Raw genomic sequence first — 16828 nt, 5'->3', positions numbered from 1 at the left:
TTCTGGCCAAGCGATCAATGGTTGTGAGACGTGCCACGGAAGTAGTGCCGGCTCACCCAGTCGGCGAGGTCGACGCCCATCGTGCGGGCTTCCGTGTCGGCGGTCCGGAAGTGGATGCCGAGCAGCACCCGCGCGTCGACCACGTCGCCGCGCAGGGCCGTGCCGCTGTCGTAGTGCCGGACGGCGCCCGGCACCGCGGTCGAGGTCAGCGTGAGGTTCAGCCGCCGCCCGACGACGTGCTCGAGTGTCCGCGACGAGGCGGCGATCACGGCGTTGTAGCCGCTGATGTAGTCGGGATAGTTCGGCGTGGTCAGCAGCGGGGTCCAGGCCGGGTCGGCGGCCGTCGCCGGGTTGCCGTCGGTGTCCGCCAGCTGGATCGCGGTGATCGGCCGCCAGTACCCGCGGACGAGCTTGGTCTGCCAGGTCACGATCAGGGCGTCGAGCGTGGTCATGTCGACCGCCGCGAACATCCGGGCGGCGTCGGCGATGTCGAGACCGCGCACCGCGACCTGGTCCCGCAGCGCCGTGGTGACCTGCACCGCGACGTTGCCGGAGAAGAACAGGGCGGTCGCGGTCTGGTCGGCGGTGCGGACGGTCGAGGTGGCCGAGCCGAGCGCCTTCACCTCGGCGAAGTCGCGGGTGTAGCGGCGCGAGGTGAGCGCGGGCGGGGCCGGCGGGGCGAACTGGGCCACGTTGCGGGCGAGCAGGGGGGTCACCCCGCCGAGCCACGGGACGGCCATCGGGGCGTACGCGGGCGGGGTCGGCCGCCACACGCCCGGCGCCGGGGCCCGGGTGTACTGGACCGGCGCGTACCGCCCGTCGTTCGCGCGCAGGTCGATGAGGTCACGGGCGACGCGCTCGCCGTAGGCCACGCCGGCGGTCTTGGCGGCGCCGTCCGGCACCGTGGCCAGGGTGGCGGCCAGCGCGGCGTCGAGAGCGGCCTGCGCGTACGGCGAGTAGGTCGCCAGGATCTTGTGCCCGGCGGCGGCCGCGGCGGCGGTGGCCGAGGCGTGGCGTGGAGCCGGGGCGTGCCGGCGGTACGGCTCGTAGCGGGGGTGCACCCCGACGACGGCGTCGTACATGGCGGCGTTCGTGAACGCGAGGTAGATGAAGATCTCCTGCGGCGCCTTGCTCGCGTCGCCCAGCAGGGTCGACGCGGCCAGCGCGTTCCAATCGGAGATCACTGATCCGGACTCGGCCCGCGATGCGGCGTGCGCGGTCCCGGCGAGGGGAACCACCAGGGTCACGGCAACAGCTGTTGCGACAATACGACGGATCATTGGTCACTCCTTTCGGAGCCGACCCTTCTCCCCGTTCGCCCGCGGTCGCCTCGTCCCAACGGCCGGATCAAGTGCTAGATCTCGGACTCGAGGCCGGCGGCGGCCAGCCCGTCGAGGATCCTCTCGATCCGGATGCCCTCGTTCTTCACCGTGGGCGGGCGGCCGAAGACCTCCTGCGGGCGGCCGCCGGCGTGGTGCAGGGCGATCAGCCGGCCGCCGGCGTCGAGGACCGGGGAGCCGGACGAGCCGGCCTCGGTGTCGGTCAGGTAGTGCACCACCCGGTCGTCCGCGTCGGCGATCTGGTTGCGCACGAAGCCGAGGCGTTTCCGCTGGCCGTCGGGGTGCTGGATGATGAACGCCCGCTCGCCGGGCACCGGGGTCGCGTCCCGGGCGAGGCGGACGACCGGCCAGCGGCCGGGCAGCTCGCCGGTCGTGCGGATCACCGCCCAGTCGTCCGCGCGGCCGGCGACGATCGAGGCGACGTCGGTCGCGACGACCGCGCCGGGGCGCAGGCCGCCGTTCCCGTCGTCCTCGTAGTCGAACTCGGCGGTCACCGTGGTCGCCCGCTCCAGCACGTGCCAGTTGGTCAGCAGCAGGTCGCCGCCGATCCGGAAGCCGGTGCCCACCCGCATCGCCCCGGGCAGCGCCACGGTGAGCTTGCAGACGCCGGGCGCGATCCGCACCAGGTGACCGAGCGTGGCGATCAGGGCCGGCACCTCGCCGATCCGGATCGTCAGGTCGTCGTGGTAGAGCAGGGCCTCCCGCTCGTACACCTCGTCGGTGCCACGCAGGAACGGCACCGCGCCGGTGTCGGCCGGCGGGGTCAGACCGCCGAGCAGGCCGTCCAGGAAGGGCCGCCGCGGGCTGGTCTCGGGGAGCAGATCGCGGGCGGCGCGCACGACGGCCTCGAGCAGGCCGTGCGGAGCCGCAAGATCAAGGACTTCGGCCCAGACGTACGAGATGGCCTGCTCGCCGTTGATGTCGGTCATCGCGATCCCGGCCCGTTGCGCGACCGCCGCCAGCCGCTGCCGGCTCGGGTAGAGCTGGGTGAGCGTCGCGTGCAACTGCTGCGCCCAGGGCCGGGTCCACGGATACCGGATGTCGTCGAGCACGGTCACACTCCGAGGGTGGGGCCGCCCGCGGCGAGGCGCACCAGCTGCCGGAGCGGGTCGGGGCTGAGCAGGTAGAGACCGAGAGCGCGGCGCTCGTTCAGATCCGGCTTGGCGGCGAGGCCGGCGAGCAGGCCGTCGGTGAAGTCGTCCGTCGAATCGGTCAGCGCGAACGGCAGGCTGCGCAGGTATCCGGCGACGAGCTCGTCGATGCTGGGCGCGTCCTCGTACGAGATCGGCAGGCAGCGGTAGGCCGCCAGCGAGCCGACGACCGAGACGCTGAGCGAGGCCCACGACGGGTCCCGCCGCTTGGCCAGGTGACAGGCGTCCTGCAGCGACAGATCGCCGGTGATCAGGTTTCGCCGCCGCTGACTCAGCACCGCCAGGTCGAGCGCCCACTGGATCGGTTCGTCCGGCAGGTGCAGGGCCCCGAGCTCGATGCGGGCGCCGCGCGGGGCACGCCACCGGGACGGGACGATCGCCCACTGTTCGATCTGGTTGCGCGGCCAGGCGTAGCTGCGCTCGGATCGCTGAAGCGCCTTCAGGGCGGCGGCGAAGCCGGCCACCTCGGAGGATCTCGCCGGGACGCGCAGCGACCCGTACTGGAACAACGGACCGGCGACGGCGGCCAGGTCGTCGAGCATGGCGTCGGTCGGCTGCAGGTAGCCCTCGAGCACCTGCCGCAGGCCGGGTGTCTCGCGCAGGGCCTCGATCAGCGCGACCTCGGCCGGCAGATCGACGGTCAGGCGCACCCGCGCGGCCCACACCAGCATGCTCATCAGGTCCGGGTTCGCGAAGTCCGACCAGAACTCCGGCGCCTGCACGCGGGCCAGCGTCCGGTCCGCCGACGGCTCGTCGCCGGCCTCGGCCGCCAGTTGCGCGGAGAGCAGGGCGTGATCGCGTTCGACGTCGCCGGCCCCGGCCAGGATCTCCCGGGCGCCGGCCGCGTCGCCGCGCTGCCATCGGAGCCAGGCGTCGTAGAAGACCAGCGGGCCGCCGGGGTTGCGGCTCGCCCGCTCGCCGAGGATCTCGCCGATCTTCTGCTCGCGCCCGCGGGCCAGCGCGTACCGGATGCGGCCGAGCGCGTCGTCCTCCCACTGCGCGAGCTCCGCCGCGCCGCCGGTGGTGCGGGCGCGCAACCAGACCCGGGCGCCGGGCGGGATCTCGTTCTCGGCGCCGGCCAGCAGGGGCGCGCACTCGTCCCGCCAGGCGGCGGCGGCCCGGGTGACGTCGCCGAGCCGCAGCCGGTGGTAGACCAGCTCGGCGGTGTTGGCCGGGGTCGGCTCCTGCAGGTCGTACCACATCGCGGCGCCGTGGTCGACGGCGCGGACCCGGGCCGGGTCGTCCAGGTCGAGCAGGGTCAGGGCGGCGGCGCGCACGTCGGGACGCAGGCGCAGCACCTCCCGGCCGTCACCGACGGTCAGGTCGAGGTTGTCGTCGACCAGGGAGAGCTCGCGGGTCAGGCGCTCGAAGACGTCGGCGGCGTCGAGGCCCGCGGGGATCGCCCCGGCCAGCACCGACGCGACGATCTCGACCGTGAGGCGGCGCAGCACCAGGGCGTCCCGGGCGAGCGGCATCAGCTCGGCGTCCATGACGCGCTCGAGGATGCGGGTGTAGAGCAGGCCCTCGATCATCGCCTGCGGCAGGTGGCCGGGCAGGTCCTCGACGCTGCCGCCGCTCGCGACGAAGCGGACGGCCAGGTGCAGGGCCAGCGGGATGCCGGCGGCCAGGTCGAGGACCCGGTCGTCGGTGATGCCGTGCCGGCTCAGCCAGGCGGCGGCGTCGGCCCGGTCGAGGCCGGCCAGCGGCATCTGGTCGGCGTCGCGGCCGAGCAGGCGCAGGCCGGGGACGGCGGCGCGGCCGCTGACGACCACGCGCAGGCGGCCGGCCGCGCCGAGGATCTGCTCCAGCAGCAGCCACAGCTCACCGTGCCGGCGGACGTGCTGGGCGACCTCGAAGCCGTCGAGGACCAGCAGCGGGGCGGGCCGGTCCCGGCCGGCCGCGGCGAACGCGGTGGCGAAGGCGGCGGGCTCGGGGGCGAAGCCGTCGAACTGGACGGCCGCCTGGCGGGTGAGCTGGGCCAGCACCGAGTCGGCGTCGTCGGGCGACAGGTCGGCCCGGTCGAAGTCGAGCCAGAAGAGCGGCGTCTCCTCGGGCAGCGCCAGGGCGAACCGGGCCAGCAGGGCGGACTTGCCGATGCCGCCGATGCCGGTCACCACCAGCGGCGGGGGCGCTTCCCCGCCGTACCACCGCTGGAGCTCCTGAAGTTCTTCGCTTCGTCCCCGGAAATCGGGACCGGCGACCGCGGTGAGGCGGCCGCGCAGGCGTCGCCGTTCGAGCGCCTCGGTGATCTCGGCCGGGGTGGGCAGGTCCGCGACGACCCCGCCGAACCAGCGGACCGCCTGCAACCAGTGCGGGAGGTCGGCCTCGTCCAGCGCGAAGGGCGGCCCCTGCAGGATCCGGTCGATCACCGCCTGGCGCGGGTCGTCCTCGGGCTCGGCGCCGCGGGCCTCGCGCAGCTGCTCGAAGGAGGCGGCGTCGATCAGGGCGCGGCGCTCGCGGGACCGCAGGATCCAGCGCTCGGCCCGGGTGTCGTGGACGCGCCGGGCGAGGCGGTCGCGGTTGTCGTCGCTCAGGCGCGCGGGGTCGAAGCTCCAGCGGACGGCGGCCCACAGCAGACCGCCGTCGTCGGCCGTCGACTGTGGACCGCTCAGGCGCTCGCGGGCGGCGGTGACGTCGGCGAGCTCGTGGTACGCGCCGATCTCCGGCCACGCCTCGGCGCCCCTGAGGATCTCGAGAATCACCGCGATCGTGGGCCCGCAGGATCGATCGTCGATGCGGAGAGTGGTCATGCCCACGATCGCACCGTCAGCCCGCAGGATGGCGCCACCGCTGGAACCGGAGGTGGTGTCCGCGTCGTGCGTGAGCAGACCCGCGTCGATTCTCTGCCCGCGCCCGAAGCTCACCTGCTGCTCGAGGAAGCCGGACGGATAGTGCAGCACGAAGAGCGTGACGCCGAGCGGGGTGCCCTGGGCGATCGGCAACGGCCGGCCGCCGGGCAGGGGCTCGCGCAGCCGCAACAGGGCCGGCTCGGAGAGCCCGAGATCGGTCTCGCCGGCCGGCATGAACACCAGGTCCGCCTCGGCCCGCGGCGCGTCGGGGCCGTCCGGCTCACAGAAGAAGCGCGATTCGGTCCGAGCGCCGATCGATCCCTGCGGCAGCACCACGAGATCATCGGTGATCAGCCAGCCGGTGCCCACCAGCCACCCGCCACCGTAGATCTTGACCACGCCGGCCGCCGCGTCGCGGAGGCCGTCGAGCACGCCGGCGAGTGGGAAGAAGCTCATGGCCGCTCCCCCACGAGGCTCTCCAGCGTGTCGCTGACCAGGTCGTGCAGGCGCTGGAGGCGGCAGTCGTCGGCCGGCGCGTCGGACTCGGCCACGATGTGCTGGGCCAGGGCCTCGATCTCGGAGTCGAGGATCGTGCGGCCCGAGCGCGCCGTCCACGAGCGCAGCATCTCGACCACGTGCTCGGCGGTCACGTCGGCCGCGGCCGTGCGCTCCTCGGCGACCACGTCCCGGCTCCACTTGGTCGGCAGCCGGCCCTCGGGATAGTGGATGAGCATGAGGCGGAACCACTGGCGGTAGGCCGGGTTGGGCAACCGCAGCACCAGCTGGTCGAGGAGGTCGCGCACCTCGGGATCGAGCAGCGGGGCGTCGTCCTCGGCCAGGCCGAGGTCGTCGATGGCGAGCCACAACTGCCGCCGGCGGCGGGACACGACCGCCCGCAGCTTGAGCCAGACCTGGCGGTAGTACGCGCTGGTGGTCGTGTCGCCCGGCGGCGGGATCTCGTCGAAGGCGTCGAGCGCGCCGAACAGCTCCTCGACGACCTCGTCGACGGTCGCGACCATGTCGGCGCTCAGGTAGATCACGTCGGCGCCGTGGTCGCGGGCGGCCAGCTCGAACAGGTAGCGGCCGTGGCTCTTGCCGCTGTCCGGCTCGCCGCGCACCACGATCACCTTGAGCGGGTTGCCCTCGGGCGCCAGCTGACGGATGTGGCCGCGCAGCACCGCCCGGTCGAGGATGACCACGCCGCCGCCGGGCGGCCCGACCATGCTGTCGACGCTGGGCCGGGCCTGCCGGACGGCCTCGATCCGGGACCGCACGGCCGGGTGGAGCGGCCGCGTGAGCAGCAGCTCGCAGAGGGCGCCGAGGCCGCCGGCGGGCGCGAGCCGGTCCAGCGCCTCCCGCCACATGCGATGGGCGGCGTCGGGGACGAGCGGGTCGAGGCCGGGCGCGCTGGAGTCGTAGAGGCGGGTGATGTCGGCCTGGCTTCCCGCCAGCGTGGTCAGGACCTCGTGGAACTCGCGGGCGTCGGGACGATCCCACGGGAAGCGCGCGGCGTCGAAGAACGGATGACTCCCCGGCATCGACACTCCCGTTCGCCTCTGGTCTCCCGCTCGCCTCTGGGATGGACAGCCTAAAGCAGCAAATCAACGACAGCGGCCGGTACGGTGGGCGGCCTAGCGTGAGGAACATGTTCGAGGTTCGCTTCCGCACGGAGATTCACCCGCCGGACGAGTCGGTGGTGCTGCGCACGGCCCGCGACGGCTGGACGGCGGACCGGGCCGGCGTTTTCGACGACGGCGCCTGGCTGTTCACCCTGGACGAGGACGAGCCGGGCGCGTACGAGTTCAAGTTCGTGCTCGACGGGACCTGGATGGACGGTCCCAACCTGGTGGTGCCGGCGGCGCCGGGCGGGCGGTTCGACTTCGACGACGCGGCCGTGCGGTTCAACCCGATGCCCGCCGTGTTCACCGAGAACGGGCGGGTGCAGCAGCTGTTCTTCCGCCCCGATCATGACGAGCAGCATGTCTACGACGTGATCGTGGTCGGCTCGGGCATGGGCGGCGGCCTGCTCGCCGATCAGCTCAGCGACGCGGGCGCCGATGTGCTCGTCCTCGAGGCGGGGTCCTATCTGTTCCCGACGCACGTGGCCAACCTGCCGCGGCGGCTGCGGATCGGGAAGTTCGACAAGAACGTCTGGGGCCTGTTCCCCGACTTCAGCTTCGCCAACTACGTCAACGTGCCGGGCTCGTTCTTCGGCGGCGCGCAGGCGTTCAACCTCGGCGGCCGCTCGGTGTTCTGGGGCGGGCTGATCCCGCGGATGGGCGCGTGGGAGCTGGCCACCTGGCCGCAGCCGGTGCGCGACTACCTGCTGAGCGCCGGGTACCGGCTGGCCGAGGACGCGCTCAACCGCAACGGGCCGCTCGGCTCGCCCTACCAGGAGGCGGCCAAGAAGCGGCTCGGCGAGATCCTGCCCGACTACGACCACCTGGACGCGCCGGTCGCCGTGCAGTACGAGGGATACACGCCGCTGTCGATCCCGGGCGGCATGTTCTCGACCGCCGACCTGCTCGCCGAGGACCGGCTCGTGGTCGGCGGCGGCGGCCGGATGCCGCAGATCAACCTGAACCACGCCGTGCAGCGGGTCCTCCACGAGAACGGCCGGGCGACCGGCGTGGACTGCTACGACCTGCTCGGCCGGCGGCAGCGGCAGTACCGGGCGGCCAAGGTGGTGCTGTCGGCGGGCACGATCGAGTCGGCGAAGATCGCCCTCCAGTCGGGACTGACCGACCCGTCCGGGCTGATCGGGCGCGGCATCACCGACCACCCGATCCTCTACACCCACTTCTCGATCCCGGCCGGCTCGCCGTGGGCGGCCGCGCAGGCGTCGGCCAAGGTCTGGTCGCGCCATCGGGAGACGAGCGCGGAGCGGCATCCGTACAACGTGGTGGTCGAGCTCGGCGCGGACTTCAACCAGGGCCGGTACGTCGACCCGGACAACCTGGCCCGGCATCGGGCCGAGAAGCGCGACGCCACGCTGGGCGAGGTGGTGTTCCTCTTCCACACGCCGCTGGTCGACGGCAACCGGGTCGAGCTGACCGGGCCGCCGCACCTGCCGGTCGGCGTCGACGTGCGGCCGGCCCCGCTCGGCGGCGCGGTCCAGGACGAGGTGCGCGCCGTCGGCAAGCAGGTGCTCGACGGCTTCGGCGCCGAGGCGATCACCGGGGAGAACCTGGAGTTGACCACGGCCAAGCTGGGCGGGGTCGCGCACGAGGTGGGCACCCTGCGGATGACGGCCGGCGGTGGCGGGGTGGTCGACTCCGATCTGCGGTTCCTCGCGTACGAGAATCTCTATGCCTGCGACAACTCGGTCTTCCCGACGTCGCCGGCGGCGAACCCGACGCTCACGCTGGCCGCGCTCAGCCTGCGCCTGGCCCGCCACCTGACCGGAAACTAGACGTCGCCCCGCCGGGACTGGAACCAGTCGGGCGCCTCCCGGTGCGGCGGCAGCACCTCGCCGCTGATCGGCGCTCCCGGCAGCGTCTCGTCCGGGGGCGCCGCCGCGTGCCGGCCGGTGAACGGCTCGGCGACCCGCGGCGCCGGCGGCGGCCACGACGTCGGCATCCGGTTCATCGCGGCCGCGGCGCTGTAGGAGCGGGCGTCGGTCCGCGTGGCCGGCACGATCGGCGCGGCGGGCGGCGGCGCGACCGGCTCCTCGGGACGCAGCGCGCGCTCCCCGGTCGGCCACAGCCGCGGCGCCCGCCGGGCCGCCAGGTCTTCGACCCAGCCGAACAGCAGCACCGCCACCAGCGTGAGCACCAGCGCCGTGGCCAGGTCGGCCACCGCGCCGAGGTCGCCGGCCAGGTCGTCGAGCGCCACCACGGTCAGCACCGGCCAGACCGCGGCGATCGCCAGGTTGTGCCACAGATAGACCGTCACCGCGCGGGCGTTGAGCACCGTGACCAGCTTGTCCAGCGGCCGCACCCGGGCCAGCCAGGCCATCGACGGCTGCCAGCGCAGCACGATCAGCACGAACGCGATCGACCACAGCGCCTGCGACTCGGAGACGTCGTTGAGGTCCCACGGGTCCTCGCCCTGGTGGCCGCGCAGCCAGTAGAGCGCGGCGGCGCCCATCGCGATCGCGATCGGCCAGGCGATCCAGGCCTTGAGCCGGCGCAGGCGGCCGTCGTGGTGGGCGAAGCCGGCGATCCAGCACGCGCCGTAGGTGACGAAGTCCCACACCGCGGCGTCGGCGGTGTCGGGCAGGGTCAGCCCGGTCACGTCGAGGACGGCCAGCAGCGCGAGCGGCGCGGCCACCGCGACCCAGCCGAGGCGGCGGTAGAACGCGTACATCAGCGGCGAAAGCAGGATGAACCAGAGGTACGCCCGGATGTACCAGAGCGGCTCCCACGCGTCGACGCCGGCGTCGCTGCCCGGCGGGTCGCCGATCGGGAAGAGCCAGAACGCCAGCCGCGGCAGGCTGAACGGGTGCTCGCCGTCCACCTCGTGCTGCCAGCCGGCGACCAGCATGACCGGCACGGCGACGAGGCCGAGCAGCCACAGGGGAGGCAGCAGCCGGCGCAGGCGGGAGGTGACCACCTTGGTCGCGGCGCGCTTCTCGAGCGAGGCGGCGGTGAGGGAGCCGGCCAGCGCGAACATGATGCCCATCGCGGGCAGCACGATGGACAGCCAGGGCCATCCGAACAGGTGGTAGACGATCACCCGGACGATCGCCGCGGCACGGAGCATGTCCAGGTATCGGTTTCGCACCGGGGAACGGTAGCGGCGGCTTCCGCCCCGGCGGGACCGTCCGGGCGGTCGGCAAGAACGCCTCGCAGGCTTACCCCGAAGGGATGAACTGTCCGTTTTGTCTGTGCGGTTGTGCGACTTCCATGGTGACCGTGGCCGGTCTGTGACGTTGACCCCTGGCATGGAGGCGAACCGAACGGGACGGCGTCGGCGACGGACAGGGATGAGGGGTATGCGGAAGCGGTGGGTGGTGGTCGGGGCGGCGGCGTCGGCCCTGTTGCTCGCGGGAGGTCTGGCGGCCACGACGGCCGATGCCGAGGAGACACCCGACATTCCCGGTTTTCCGGGTTTTTCGCTTCCGTTCTTCGGGTGGGGGTCGGCGGACTCCCCTTCCGGGGATTCCGCTTCCGGCGATTCCGCGGACGACGGCTCGGCCTGGGCGGACGGAGATTCCGGGGACGATTCAAGCGACATTTCCGGTACGGCGGAAAAGCCGGTCACCGGTGATGACGGCGCTCGCCCGGCGGCCGCCGGGCACGGGGATCCCGCCGCGACTGCCCACGAGGCCCCGGCCCATGCCGTCGACCCGGCCCACGTAGCCGACCCGGCTCAAGTGGCCGACCCGGCCCAGGCCGCCGACCCGGCTCAGGCCGCCGACCCAGCCGCCCCGGCTCACGCCGCCGGCCCGGCTCAGGAGCGGCCGGCGCCCGTGCGCCGCCCGGCCCTGGTCGCCGACGACGCGCAGGACTCCCCCGGCTTCTCCGCCCAGCGCCCCGGCGCCGGCCTGGTCACCGCGGCCAAGCGGGACGTGACCTCGGCCGATGTCTCGGAGAGCCCGGGCGCGCGCTTCCAGCAGCAGATCCTCGCGCTGATCAACCAGAACCGGCGCGACGGCGGCTGCGACTCGGTGTCGCTGGACCGCCGGTTGATCGACGCCGCCAACGAGCACGCCGCCGACATGGCCCGGCGCCACTACTTCGCCCACGAGTCGCCCAACGGAGATCGGGCCGGGGACCGCGTACGGGAAAATGGTTATCGATGGAAGCGCTACGGCGAGAACATCGCGCGAGGCGCCGACAGCCCCTATGAGGTGGTCGACGGCTGGATGCACAGCCCCGAGCACCGGGAGAACATCATGGATTGCCGGCTGCACCAGATGGGCGTCGGGCTGGCCATCTCCGACGACACTCCGTACTGGGTTCAGGACTTCGCCACGCCGATGACCTGATTTGCACCACTACTCTCTCTCAACTTCATAGGGCGCGAGCCGATTCTCCTCCCGGATTCGCGCCACGGTCGTTCCCCTTGCACCGCGGCGAGCGCGGTTGTGCTTCGATGTGCGAACACATGTCCTGGGGAGGACCAAGTTGCGAGTGAGACGGGTTTCCGCCCGCCTCGCCGGGGCCGCTTTGGCGACCCTGGTGGGCGGCGGTCTCGGCGCGTTGGCGCTGTCGCCTGCGGGCGCCGGCGCCGCGGCGCGCACCACCCCGGTTGCCAAGGTCGTGACCACCACGGTGGTCACGAAGGCGGCGGCCGCGGGCTGCGCCACGGGTAAATATCAGAAACAGGTCGAGGGTTACCTCAAGAAGATCGGTGGCTTCGGCGCCGTCACGGTCGACGGCAAGCAGTCCGCCGCCGACTGCGCGGCGATCAAGAAGTTCCAGACCCGGTTCGGCATCAAGCCGGCCCAGGGGCTGGCCGGTCCGACGACGAACGACGTGGCCCAGCGGCTCGCGGCGACGAACACGGCGGCCTGCAAGGCGAAGAAGTCCGGGATCACCTTCTGCGTCGACCTCACCCACCAGACGACGTGGGTGATGAAGAACGGCAAGGTCTACGTCAAGCCGACGGTCACCCGGACCGGCATGAAGGGCTACCGCACGCCGGCCGGCACCTTCAAGATCAACAAGCGGACCAAGAAGGAATGGTCGGACCCGTACAAGGTCTGGCTGCCCTACTGGCAGCGGTTCATCGGTGGGCGCGGCTTCCACCAGACCACCACCTACATCCACGACAAGTGGCGTGGTTCGCACGGCTGCGTCAACCTGCTGCCGCAGGACGCGAAGGCGTACTACGGCATCGGCAAGATCGGCTCGACGGTGAAGGTGTTCGGGCGTCGCCCGGGAACCTGATCCCCGGTTTCTTGGAAACGGCGCCCTCGGGCGCCGTTTCTTTTGTCTATGCCCGGCGCCGCGCGTGCGTCGTCAGCACCTCGTGCCGGGAGAAACAGCGCTCGCGGCCACCCGCGGTGACCAGGCGGAGACCCTCCCGGCCCAGGGTGTAGGTCACGTCGAGGAACCGGCTCTCGGTGTCGTCGTGGTGCACCACGGTCAGCTCGTCGGCTCGCTGCATCGCTACTCACGTCCTTCACGCTTCGACTTGCCTCGAGAGATACGGAGGGGGCCGTGGGGACGGTTCACTCAGGGTGTGCCAGGTGGTCAAGGCGGGATACCGACATGACCGTTATGTCCACCCGGCGTGTCGGGGGTCCGACCCTCGCATCGATCGCGGGCATAGAGTGGCGTCCGTGCACCGCTCCACCACCCGGCCCGTCCGCGCCCGGCTCCGGCCGGGCGTTCTCGCGCTCGGGATCGTCATGCTGGTCTCGCTCACCGCCGCCTCCTGCGACGACGACGACAAGGGCGTCACCGTGGGCACGGCGGCCCGCGGCACGGTCGACGAGATCGTCGAGGCGCCCGGCTCGGTGTCGGCCCGGGCCGCGGCCACGCTCAGCGCCCCCGCCACCGGCACCCTGGCCGACCTGCGGGTCGAGGCCGGCGACCAGGTGCGCAAGGGCGACGTCGTGGCGATCATCGACGCCCCCGACGTCACCGCCCGGCGCGACTCGGCGGCCGAGGCCCTCGACCAGGCGTCCCGGGGCGGCGGCACGCCGTCGGTCGGGCTCTCCGGTTACAACGCGGTGCGGCGGCGCACCGACAAGCAGGCGGCCACGGCGTTCGACGACGCCCGCGACGCCGCCGCCAAGGTCACCGACGCCCAGCTGCGGGCCGTGCTGCTCAAACAGGTCGACTCGGCCGAGAAGCAGTACGAGGCGGCCTCGTCGGCCGCGGCCGCGGCCCTTCGCTCGGTGCAGCGCGGGGTGGCCTCGCTCTCCGACGCGGTCGGCCAGCTGTCGGCCGCGCAGCGGCTTCAGGCCCAGCAGGCGTACGAGCTGGCCGATGCCGCCGTGGACGCGCTGACCCTGCGGGCGCCGGTCGCCGGGATCGTGCAGCTCGGCGGGCCGTCCGGCGGCGGGAGCACGTCGTCGCTGAGCTCGCTGCTCTCCTCGGGAACGGTGCCGACCGCGGCCGCCGGCGACTCGTCGTCGCTCCCGGGCGTCGACTCGGCGCTGCCCGAGGGCGCCTACGTGGCGGCCGGCACGCCGATCGTGACGATCGTGGACGTGAGCCGGCTCGGGCTGGTGGCCGAGGTCGACGAGACGGACGTGCTGCTGGTCAAGCCGGGCGTCGCGGCGACGGTCGAGCTGGATGCCGCCCCCGGCGTGACATACAAGGCGGCCGTACGCGCGATAGATCTGCTCCCGACGACGTCGGCGCGCGGCGGCGTGTCCTACCGGGTGCGCCTCGACCTGACCGCCGGAAGTCCCGCACCCCGGCCCGGCATGAGCGCGGTCGTGCGGTTGCAGGTGCGCCAGGCGTCCGGCGCCGTGACCGTGCCGGCGTCGGCGATCGTCAACGTGGACGGCAAGGACACGGTCTGGGCGGTGCGGGACGGGCGCTATCAGCGGACCGCCGTGACGCTCGGCGTGCAGGGCGAGGACGTGGTGCAGGTGACGGACGGCCTGACGGCCGGCGAGCGGGTCGTCGTGGGCGGGGCGGACGTGGTGCACGCGGGCGACAAAGCGTCTTCATGACCGATGCGATCGTGGCGACGGACGTCACCCGTACCTATGAGCTGGATGGGGTGTCGGTGCAGGCGCTGCGCGGGGTGTCGCTGACCGTGGCGCCGACCGACTACGTCGCGATCGTCGGGACGTCGGGCTCGGGCAAGTCGACGCTGATGCACCTGCTCGGCGCCCTGGACCGCCCGACGAGCGGCACCCTGCTGATCGGCGGCCGCGACGTGGCGACGCTCGGCCCGGCCGAGATGGCCAAGCTGCGCAACGAGACGATCGGTTTCGTCTTCCAGTCGTTCCACCTGCTGGCGCGCACCTCGGCCCGCGACAACGTGGCGTTGCCGCTGGTCTACCGCGGCGTCGGCCGCCGGGAGCGCCGGGCCCGGGCCGACGCGATGCTCACCCGCGTCGGCCTCGGCCATCGCCTGCACCACAAGCCCAACCAGATGTCCGGCGGCGAGCAGCAGCGGGTGGCGATCGCCCGGGCCCTGGTCACCGACCCATCGGTGCTGCTGGCCGACGAACCGACCGGAAACCTCGACTCCACCACCGGCGAGTCGGTCCTGACGCTGCTGGAGTCCCTGAACGGCGACGGGGTCGCCATCGTGCTGGTCACCCACGACCGGGACGTGGCCGCCCGCGCCCATCGCCAGATCGTCATGAAGGACGGCCTGATCGTCTCCGCCGAGCCCTCACCCACCCTCAGCTCCCCCTCGCCGGACATTTCCGATTTGTCGGGCGCATGAGGATCGCCGAGGCCTGGCGGGTCGCCATCGACGCCCTGCGCGCCAACCGCCTGCGCAGCATCCTCACCATGCTCGGCGTCGTGATCGGCGTCGGCGCCGTGGTCGCGCTGGTCTCCATCGGCACCGGCACCAAGCGCCAGATCGAGCAGCAGGTCGAGGGCCTCGGCTCCAACCTGCTGATCGTCGTGCCCGGCCGCCTCGACCCCGGCGCCGCGCCGACCGCCTCCACGATGACGCTCGACGACGTCGACGCCGTCACCCGCGTGGTCGGCGACCGCTCGCGGGTGGCCGTCACGATCAGCTCGGGCGAGACGATCCGGGCCGGGTCGCGCTCGGCCTACGCCAGCATGCAGGGCGTCCTCGAGACCACGCCCAGCGTCTTCGTGCGCCATCTCGACCGCGGGTCATACCTCACGCGTACGGACGTGACCACCGGCCGCCGCGTGGCGGTGCTCGGCGCCGGCGTCGCCACCCAGCTGTTCGGCGACCGCGACCCGATCGGCCGTCAGATCACCATCGGCGGCGTCCGGTTCCGGGTGATCGGCACCTTCGAGCGCCTGGGCCAGAGCCTGGGCGTGGACCGGGACAGCGAGGTCCACATCCCGGTGACCGCGGCCCAGCGCCTGCTCGGCACCGACCGCATCGACGGCCTGGCCATCCGCGCCCCGGACCGCGAGACGATCGACAAGCTCGGCGCCTCGGTCGTCGCCACGCTGGTCAAGCGCCACCCCGAGACCGACTTCAGCGCGGTGACCCAGGAACAGATCCTCGGCGTCCTCGGCGACATCCTCGGCGTCCTGACCGGCGTGCTGGCCGCCATCGCCGGCATCAGCCTGCTGGTCGGCGGCGTGGGCGTCTCCAACATCATGCTGGTCTCGGTCCGCGAACGCACGAAGGAGATCGGCCTGCGCAAGGCGGTGGGCGCCCGCCCGCGCGACATCGGCACCCAGTTCCTGCTCGAGGCCGTCCTGCTCACCACCATCGGCGGCGTGCTCGGCATGGCCCTGGGCATCACGGCGGCCCTCCTGGTCGACCGCCTCACTCCCGTGCCCGCCGCCATCACGTGGTGGTCCCTGGCCCTGGCCTTCGGCGTCTCGGCCGCGGTCGGCATCATCTTCGGCGTGATCCCGGCCCAGCGCGCCGGCCGTCTCGACCCCGTGGTGGCCCTCCGCACCGAGTGACCCTAGGTGTACCGGCCGCTCCCGTTGCAGGACCCGCAGGCCACGAAGTAGTTTCCCGCCCCCTGCACCTTCCCGTACCCGTGGCAGACCGGGCACCCCCGCCGCCGCTTGCGCTCCTCCTCCTTGGCCCGGTCGGCCGCCGCCCAATCGTTGACCCAGCGGTTCGTGCGCTGCCAGAGCGTCGGCCTCTCCAGGCGCTCGAGGGCCTTGCTGTAGTCGCGGCGGGCGTTCCCGAGGTCGCGCAGCGTCTCCCGGTTCTGCCGGGTACTCGGCATGCGCCGCACCTGCGCCTCGAGCTGATCGATGCGCGCCAGCTTCTCCCGGCAGTACCGCGCCTGCTCCGCGGGCGGCAGATTCTCGAACGACATGCCCCGACACTTCCGCACCGGCCCGCACCACGGGCTCGGCGGATCGGCCGCCAACAAAGCCCGATCAGGCGACCGCGGCCGCGATCAGGGTCAGAAGCGGCCCGCCGCGATCTTTGCCTCGGCCACCAGCTCGTGGAACCACGCGGCGCGCTCGATCGGGACCAGACCGGTGGTCTGCCAGAAGGCGATCGCCCGGTCGGTCACCGGTGTTCCGGGCTTCGCACCGGCGGTCAGGCGGGCCTTTGCGTAGCGGAAGCTCGGGATCGACGGCGCCGAGCCGTCGGGGGTGCCGTCGAAGACGCAGAGCGGGGTGGCGCAGTCGCCGGTCTTCTCCGTCGTGAACGTGACGACCGTGCGGACCGTCGGGTCGCCCAGCTGGTAGAGGTCCTCGAGGTCGTCCAGCGCGATCAGGCGGCGCAGGTCGGGCGGCCGGGACTCGGGCAGGTAGGCGAAGTGGCGGATGCCGCCCCTCTGCCACTCGGCGTCGATGCGCAGCGCGTCCTGCAGCAGGTCGTGCTCGGGCGCCGACGGGTCGACCACGATCGGGCCGGGGTCGGCCGCCGCCCGGAAGCTCCAGGCTCCGGTCGCGCCCGCGACGCCCACGACGAGCAGCGCCAGCACGATCAGGCCGCCGGCGATCCCGATCAGTCTGCGTTTCATGTACCAAGCACTCCCCCCGTACCAGCGGTCACT

14 protein-coding genes are annotated in these 16828 nt (G+C 72.9%); 6 read left to right on the top strand and 8 right to left on the bottom strand.

Going from position 1 to position 16828, the window contains the following annotated elements; genetic code table 11:
- Nucleotides 1-14: 14 nt before the first annotated feature.
- The 4 genes from ACZ6TB_RS08300 to ACZ6TB_RS08285 all read right to left on the bottom strand — a co-directional run bounded on the left by ACZ6TB_RS08300 (nt 15) and on the right by ACZ6TB_RS08285 (nt 6818).
- Complete coding sequence (locus tag ACZ6TB_RS08300) at nt 15-1280, bottom strand: vanadium-dependent haloperoxidase (protein WP_465551997.1); 1266 nt, start codon at nt 1278-1280, stop codon at nt 15-17.
- Between the two features lie 74 nt (nt 1281-1354).
- Nucleotides 1355-2398 carry a trypsin-like peptidase domain-containing protein gene (locus ACZ6TB_RS08295; RefSeq protein ID WP_465551995.1) on the bottom strand — a complete coding sequence of 348 codons (1044 nt, stop codon included), beginning with the start codon at nt 2396-2398 and terminating at the stop codon, nt 1355-1357.
- On the bottom strand, nt 2395-5736 hold the full coding sequence (locus tag ACZ6TB_RS08290; RefSeq protein ID WP_465551993.1) for a trypsin-like peptidase domain-containing protein: 3342 nt from the start codon (nt 5734-5736) through the stop codon (nt 2395-2397). The genes ACZ6TB_RS08295 and ACZ6TB_RS08290 overlap by 4 nt, the downstream gene beginning before the upstream one ends.
- Complete coding sequence (locus tag ACZ6TB_RS08285) at nt 5733-6818, bottom strand: hypothetical protein (protein ID WP_465551991.1); 1086 nt, start codon at nt 6816-6818, stop codon at nt 5733-5735. The genes ACZ6TB_RS08290 and ACZ6TB_RS08285 overlap by 4 nt, the downstream gene beginning before the upstream one ends.
- Nucleotides 6819-6925: 107 nt before the next feature.
- On the opposite strand from ACZ6TB_RS08285, the gene ACZ6TB_RS08280 reads away from it, so the two are divergent.
- The gene (locus ACZ6TB_RS08280) at nt 6926-8692 is read left to right on the top strand and encodes a GMC oxidoreductase (RefSeq protein ID WP_465551989.1); all 1767 of its coding nucleotides are present in this window, start codon (nt 6926-6928) and stop codon (nt 8690-8692) included.
- On the opposite strand, the gene ACZ6TB_RS08275 is transcribed toward ACZ6TB_RS08280, so the two are convergent.
- The gene (locus ACZ6TB_RS08275) at nt 8689-10005 is read right to left on the bottom strand and encodes an acyltransferase family protein (RefSeq protein ID WP_465551987.1); all 1317 of its coding nucleotides are present in this window, start codon (nt 10003-10005) and stop codon (nt 8689-8691) included. The two genes, ACZ6TB_RS08280 and ACZ6TB_RS08275, sit on opposite strands and share 4 nt — an antisense overlap.
- Nucleotides 10006-10216: 211 nt before the next feature.
- Here ACZ6TB_RS08275 and ACZ6TB_RS08270 point away from each other — a divergent pair, with 211 nt between their 5' ends.
- Both ACZ6TB_RS08270 and ACZ6TB_RS08265 read left to right on the top strand, forming a co-directional pair.
- Nucleotides 10217-11212, top strand: a complete 996-nt coding sequence (locus tag ACZ6TB_RS08270) for a CAP domain-containing protein (protein WP_465551985.1) — start codon at nt 10217-10219, stop codon at nt 11210-11212.
- A gap of 145 nt (nt 11213-11357) precedes the next feature.
- A complete protein-coding gene (locus ACZ6TB_RS08265; RefSeq protein WP_465551983.1) occupies nt 11358-12116 on the top strand; it encodes a L,D-transpeptidase family protein in 759 nt (252 codons plus the stop codon).
- Between the two features lie 46 nt (nt 12117-12162).
- On the opposite strand, the gene ACZ6TB_RS08260 is transcribed toward ACZ6TB_RS08265, so the two are convergent.
- Nucleotides 12163-12336, bottom strand: coding sequence for a hypothetical protein (locus tag ACZ6TB_RS08260; protein WP_465551981.1), 174 nt, complete (start codon nt 12334-12336; stop codon nt 12163-12165).
- Nucleotides 12337-12502: 166 nt separating this feature from the next.
- On the opposite strand from ACZ6TB_RS08260, the gene ACZ6TB_RS08255 reads away from it, so the two are divergent.
- Genes ACZ6TB_RS08255 through ACZ6TB_RS08245 form a run of 3 tightly spaced genes read left to right on the top strand, consistent with a single transcriptional unit; the run spans nt 12503 to nt 15767 of the window.
- The gene (locus ACZ6TB_RS08255; protein WP_465551979.1) at nt 12503-13858 is read left to right on the top strand and encodes an efflux RND transporter periplasmic adaptor subunit; all 1356 of its coding nucleotides are present in this window, start codon (nt 12503-12505) and stop codon (nt 13856-13858) included.
- Nucleotides 13855-14586 (top strand): ABC transporter ATP-binding protein, encoded by a 732-nt coding sequence (locus ACZ6TB_RS08250; protein ID WP_465551977.1) that lies wholly within the window; start codon nt 13855-13857, stop codon nt 14584-14586. Before ACZ6TB_RS08255 ends, ACZ6TB_RS08250 begins: the two co-directional genes overlap by 4 nt.
- A complete protein-coding gene (locus ACZ6TB_RS08245) occupies nt 14583-15767 on the top strand; it encodes an ABC transporter permease (protein ID WP_465551975.1) in 1185 nt (394 codons plus the stop codon). The genes ACZ6TB_RS08250 and ACZ6TB_RS08245 overlap by 4 nt, the downstream gene beginning before the upstream one ends.
- 2 nt (nt 15768-15769) lie before the next feature.
- Here ACZ6TB_RS08245 and ACZ6TB_RS08240 read toward each other — a convergent pair whose 3' ends face one another.
- Both ACZ6TB_RS08240 and ACZ6TB_RS08235 read right to left on the bottom strand, forming a co-directional pair.
- Nucleotides 15770-16135, bottom strand: a complete 366-nt coding sequence (locus ACZ6TB_RS08240) for a hypothetical protein (RefSeq protein ID WP_465551974.1) — start codon at nt 16133-16135, stop codon at nt 15770-15772.
- A gap of 90 nt (nt 16136-16225) precedes the next feature.
- Nucleotides 16226-16795, bottom strand: coding sequence for a hypothetical protein (locus ACZ6TB_RS08235; protein WP_465551972.1), 570 nt, complete (start codon nt 16793-16795; stop codon nt 16226-16228).
- Nucleotides 16796-16828: the final 33 nt, after the last annotated feature.

The organism is Actinoplanes sp. NPDC051537 (assembly GCF_055586105.1).
This window is presented reverse-complemented; position numbering and strand designations above follow the sequence as displayed.

What these genes read in the sequence shown, in the direction of transcription:
- ACZ6TB_RS08300 (WP_465551997.1), bottom strand. Translation starts at nt 1,280, where the DNA reads ATGATCCGTCGTATTGTCGCAACAGCTGTTGCCGTGACCCTGGTGGTT.
- ACZ6TB_RS08290 (WP_465551993.1), bottom strand. Translation starts at nt 5,736, where the DNA reads ATGAGCTTCTTCCCACTCGCCGGCGTGCTCGACGGCCTCCGCGACGCG.
- ACZ6TB_RS08285 (WP_465551991.1), bottom strand. Translation starts at nt 6,818, where the DNA reads ATGCCGGGGAGTCATCCGTTCTTCGACGCCGCGCGCTTCCCGTGGGAT.
- ACZ6TB_RS08280 (WP_465551989.1), top strand. Translation starts at nt 6,926, where the DNA reads ATGTTCGAGGTTCGCTTCCGCACGGAGATTCACCCGCCGGACGAGTCG.
- ACZ6TB_RS08270 (WP_465551985.1), top strand. Translation starts at nt 10,217, where the DNA reads ATGCGGAAGCGGTGGGTGGTGGTCGGGGCGGCGGCGTCGGCCCTGTTG.
- ACZ6TB_RS08260 (WP_465551981.1), bottom strand. Translation starts at nt 12,336, where the DNA reads ATGCAGCGAGCCGACGAGCTGACCGTGGTGCACCACGACGACACCGAG.
- ACZ6TB_RS08250 (WP_465551977.1), top strand. Translation starts at nt 13,855, where the DNA reads ATGACCGATGCGATCGTGGCGACGGACGTCACCCGTACCTATGAGCTG.
- ACZ6TB_RS08245 (WP_465551975.1), top strand. Translation starts at nt 14,583, where the DNA reads ATGAGGATCGCCGAGGCCTGGCGGGTCGCCATCGACGCCCTGCGCGCC.
- ACZ6TB_RS08240 (WP_465551974.1), bottom strand. Translation starts at nt 16,135, where the DNA reads ATGTCGTTCGAGAATCTGCCGCCCGCGGAGCAGGCGCGGTACTGCCGG.
- ACZ6TB_RS08235 (WP_465551972.1), bottom strand. Translation starts at nt 16,795, where the DNA reads ATGAAACGCAGACTGATCGGGATCGCCGGCGGCCTGATCGTGCTGGCG.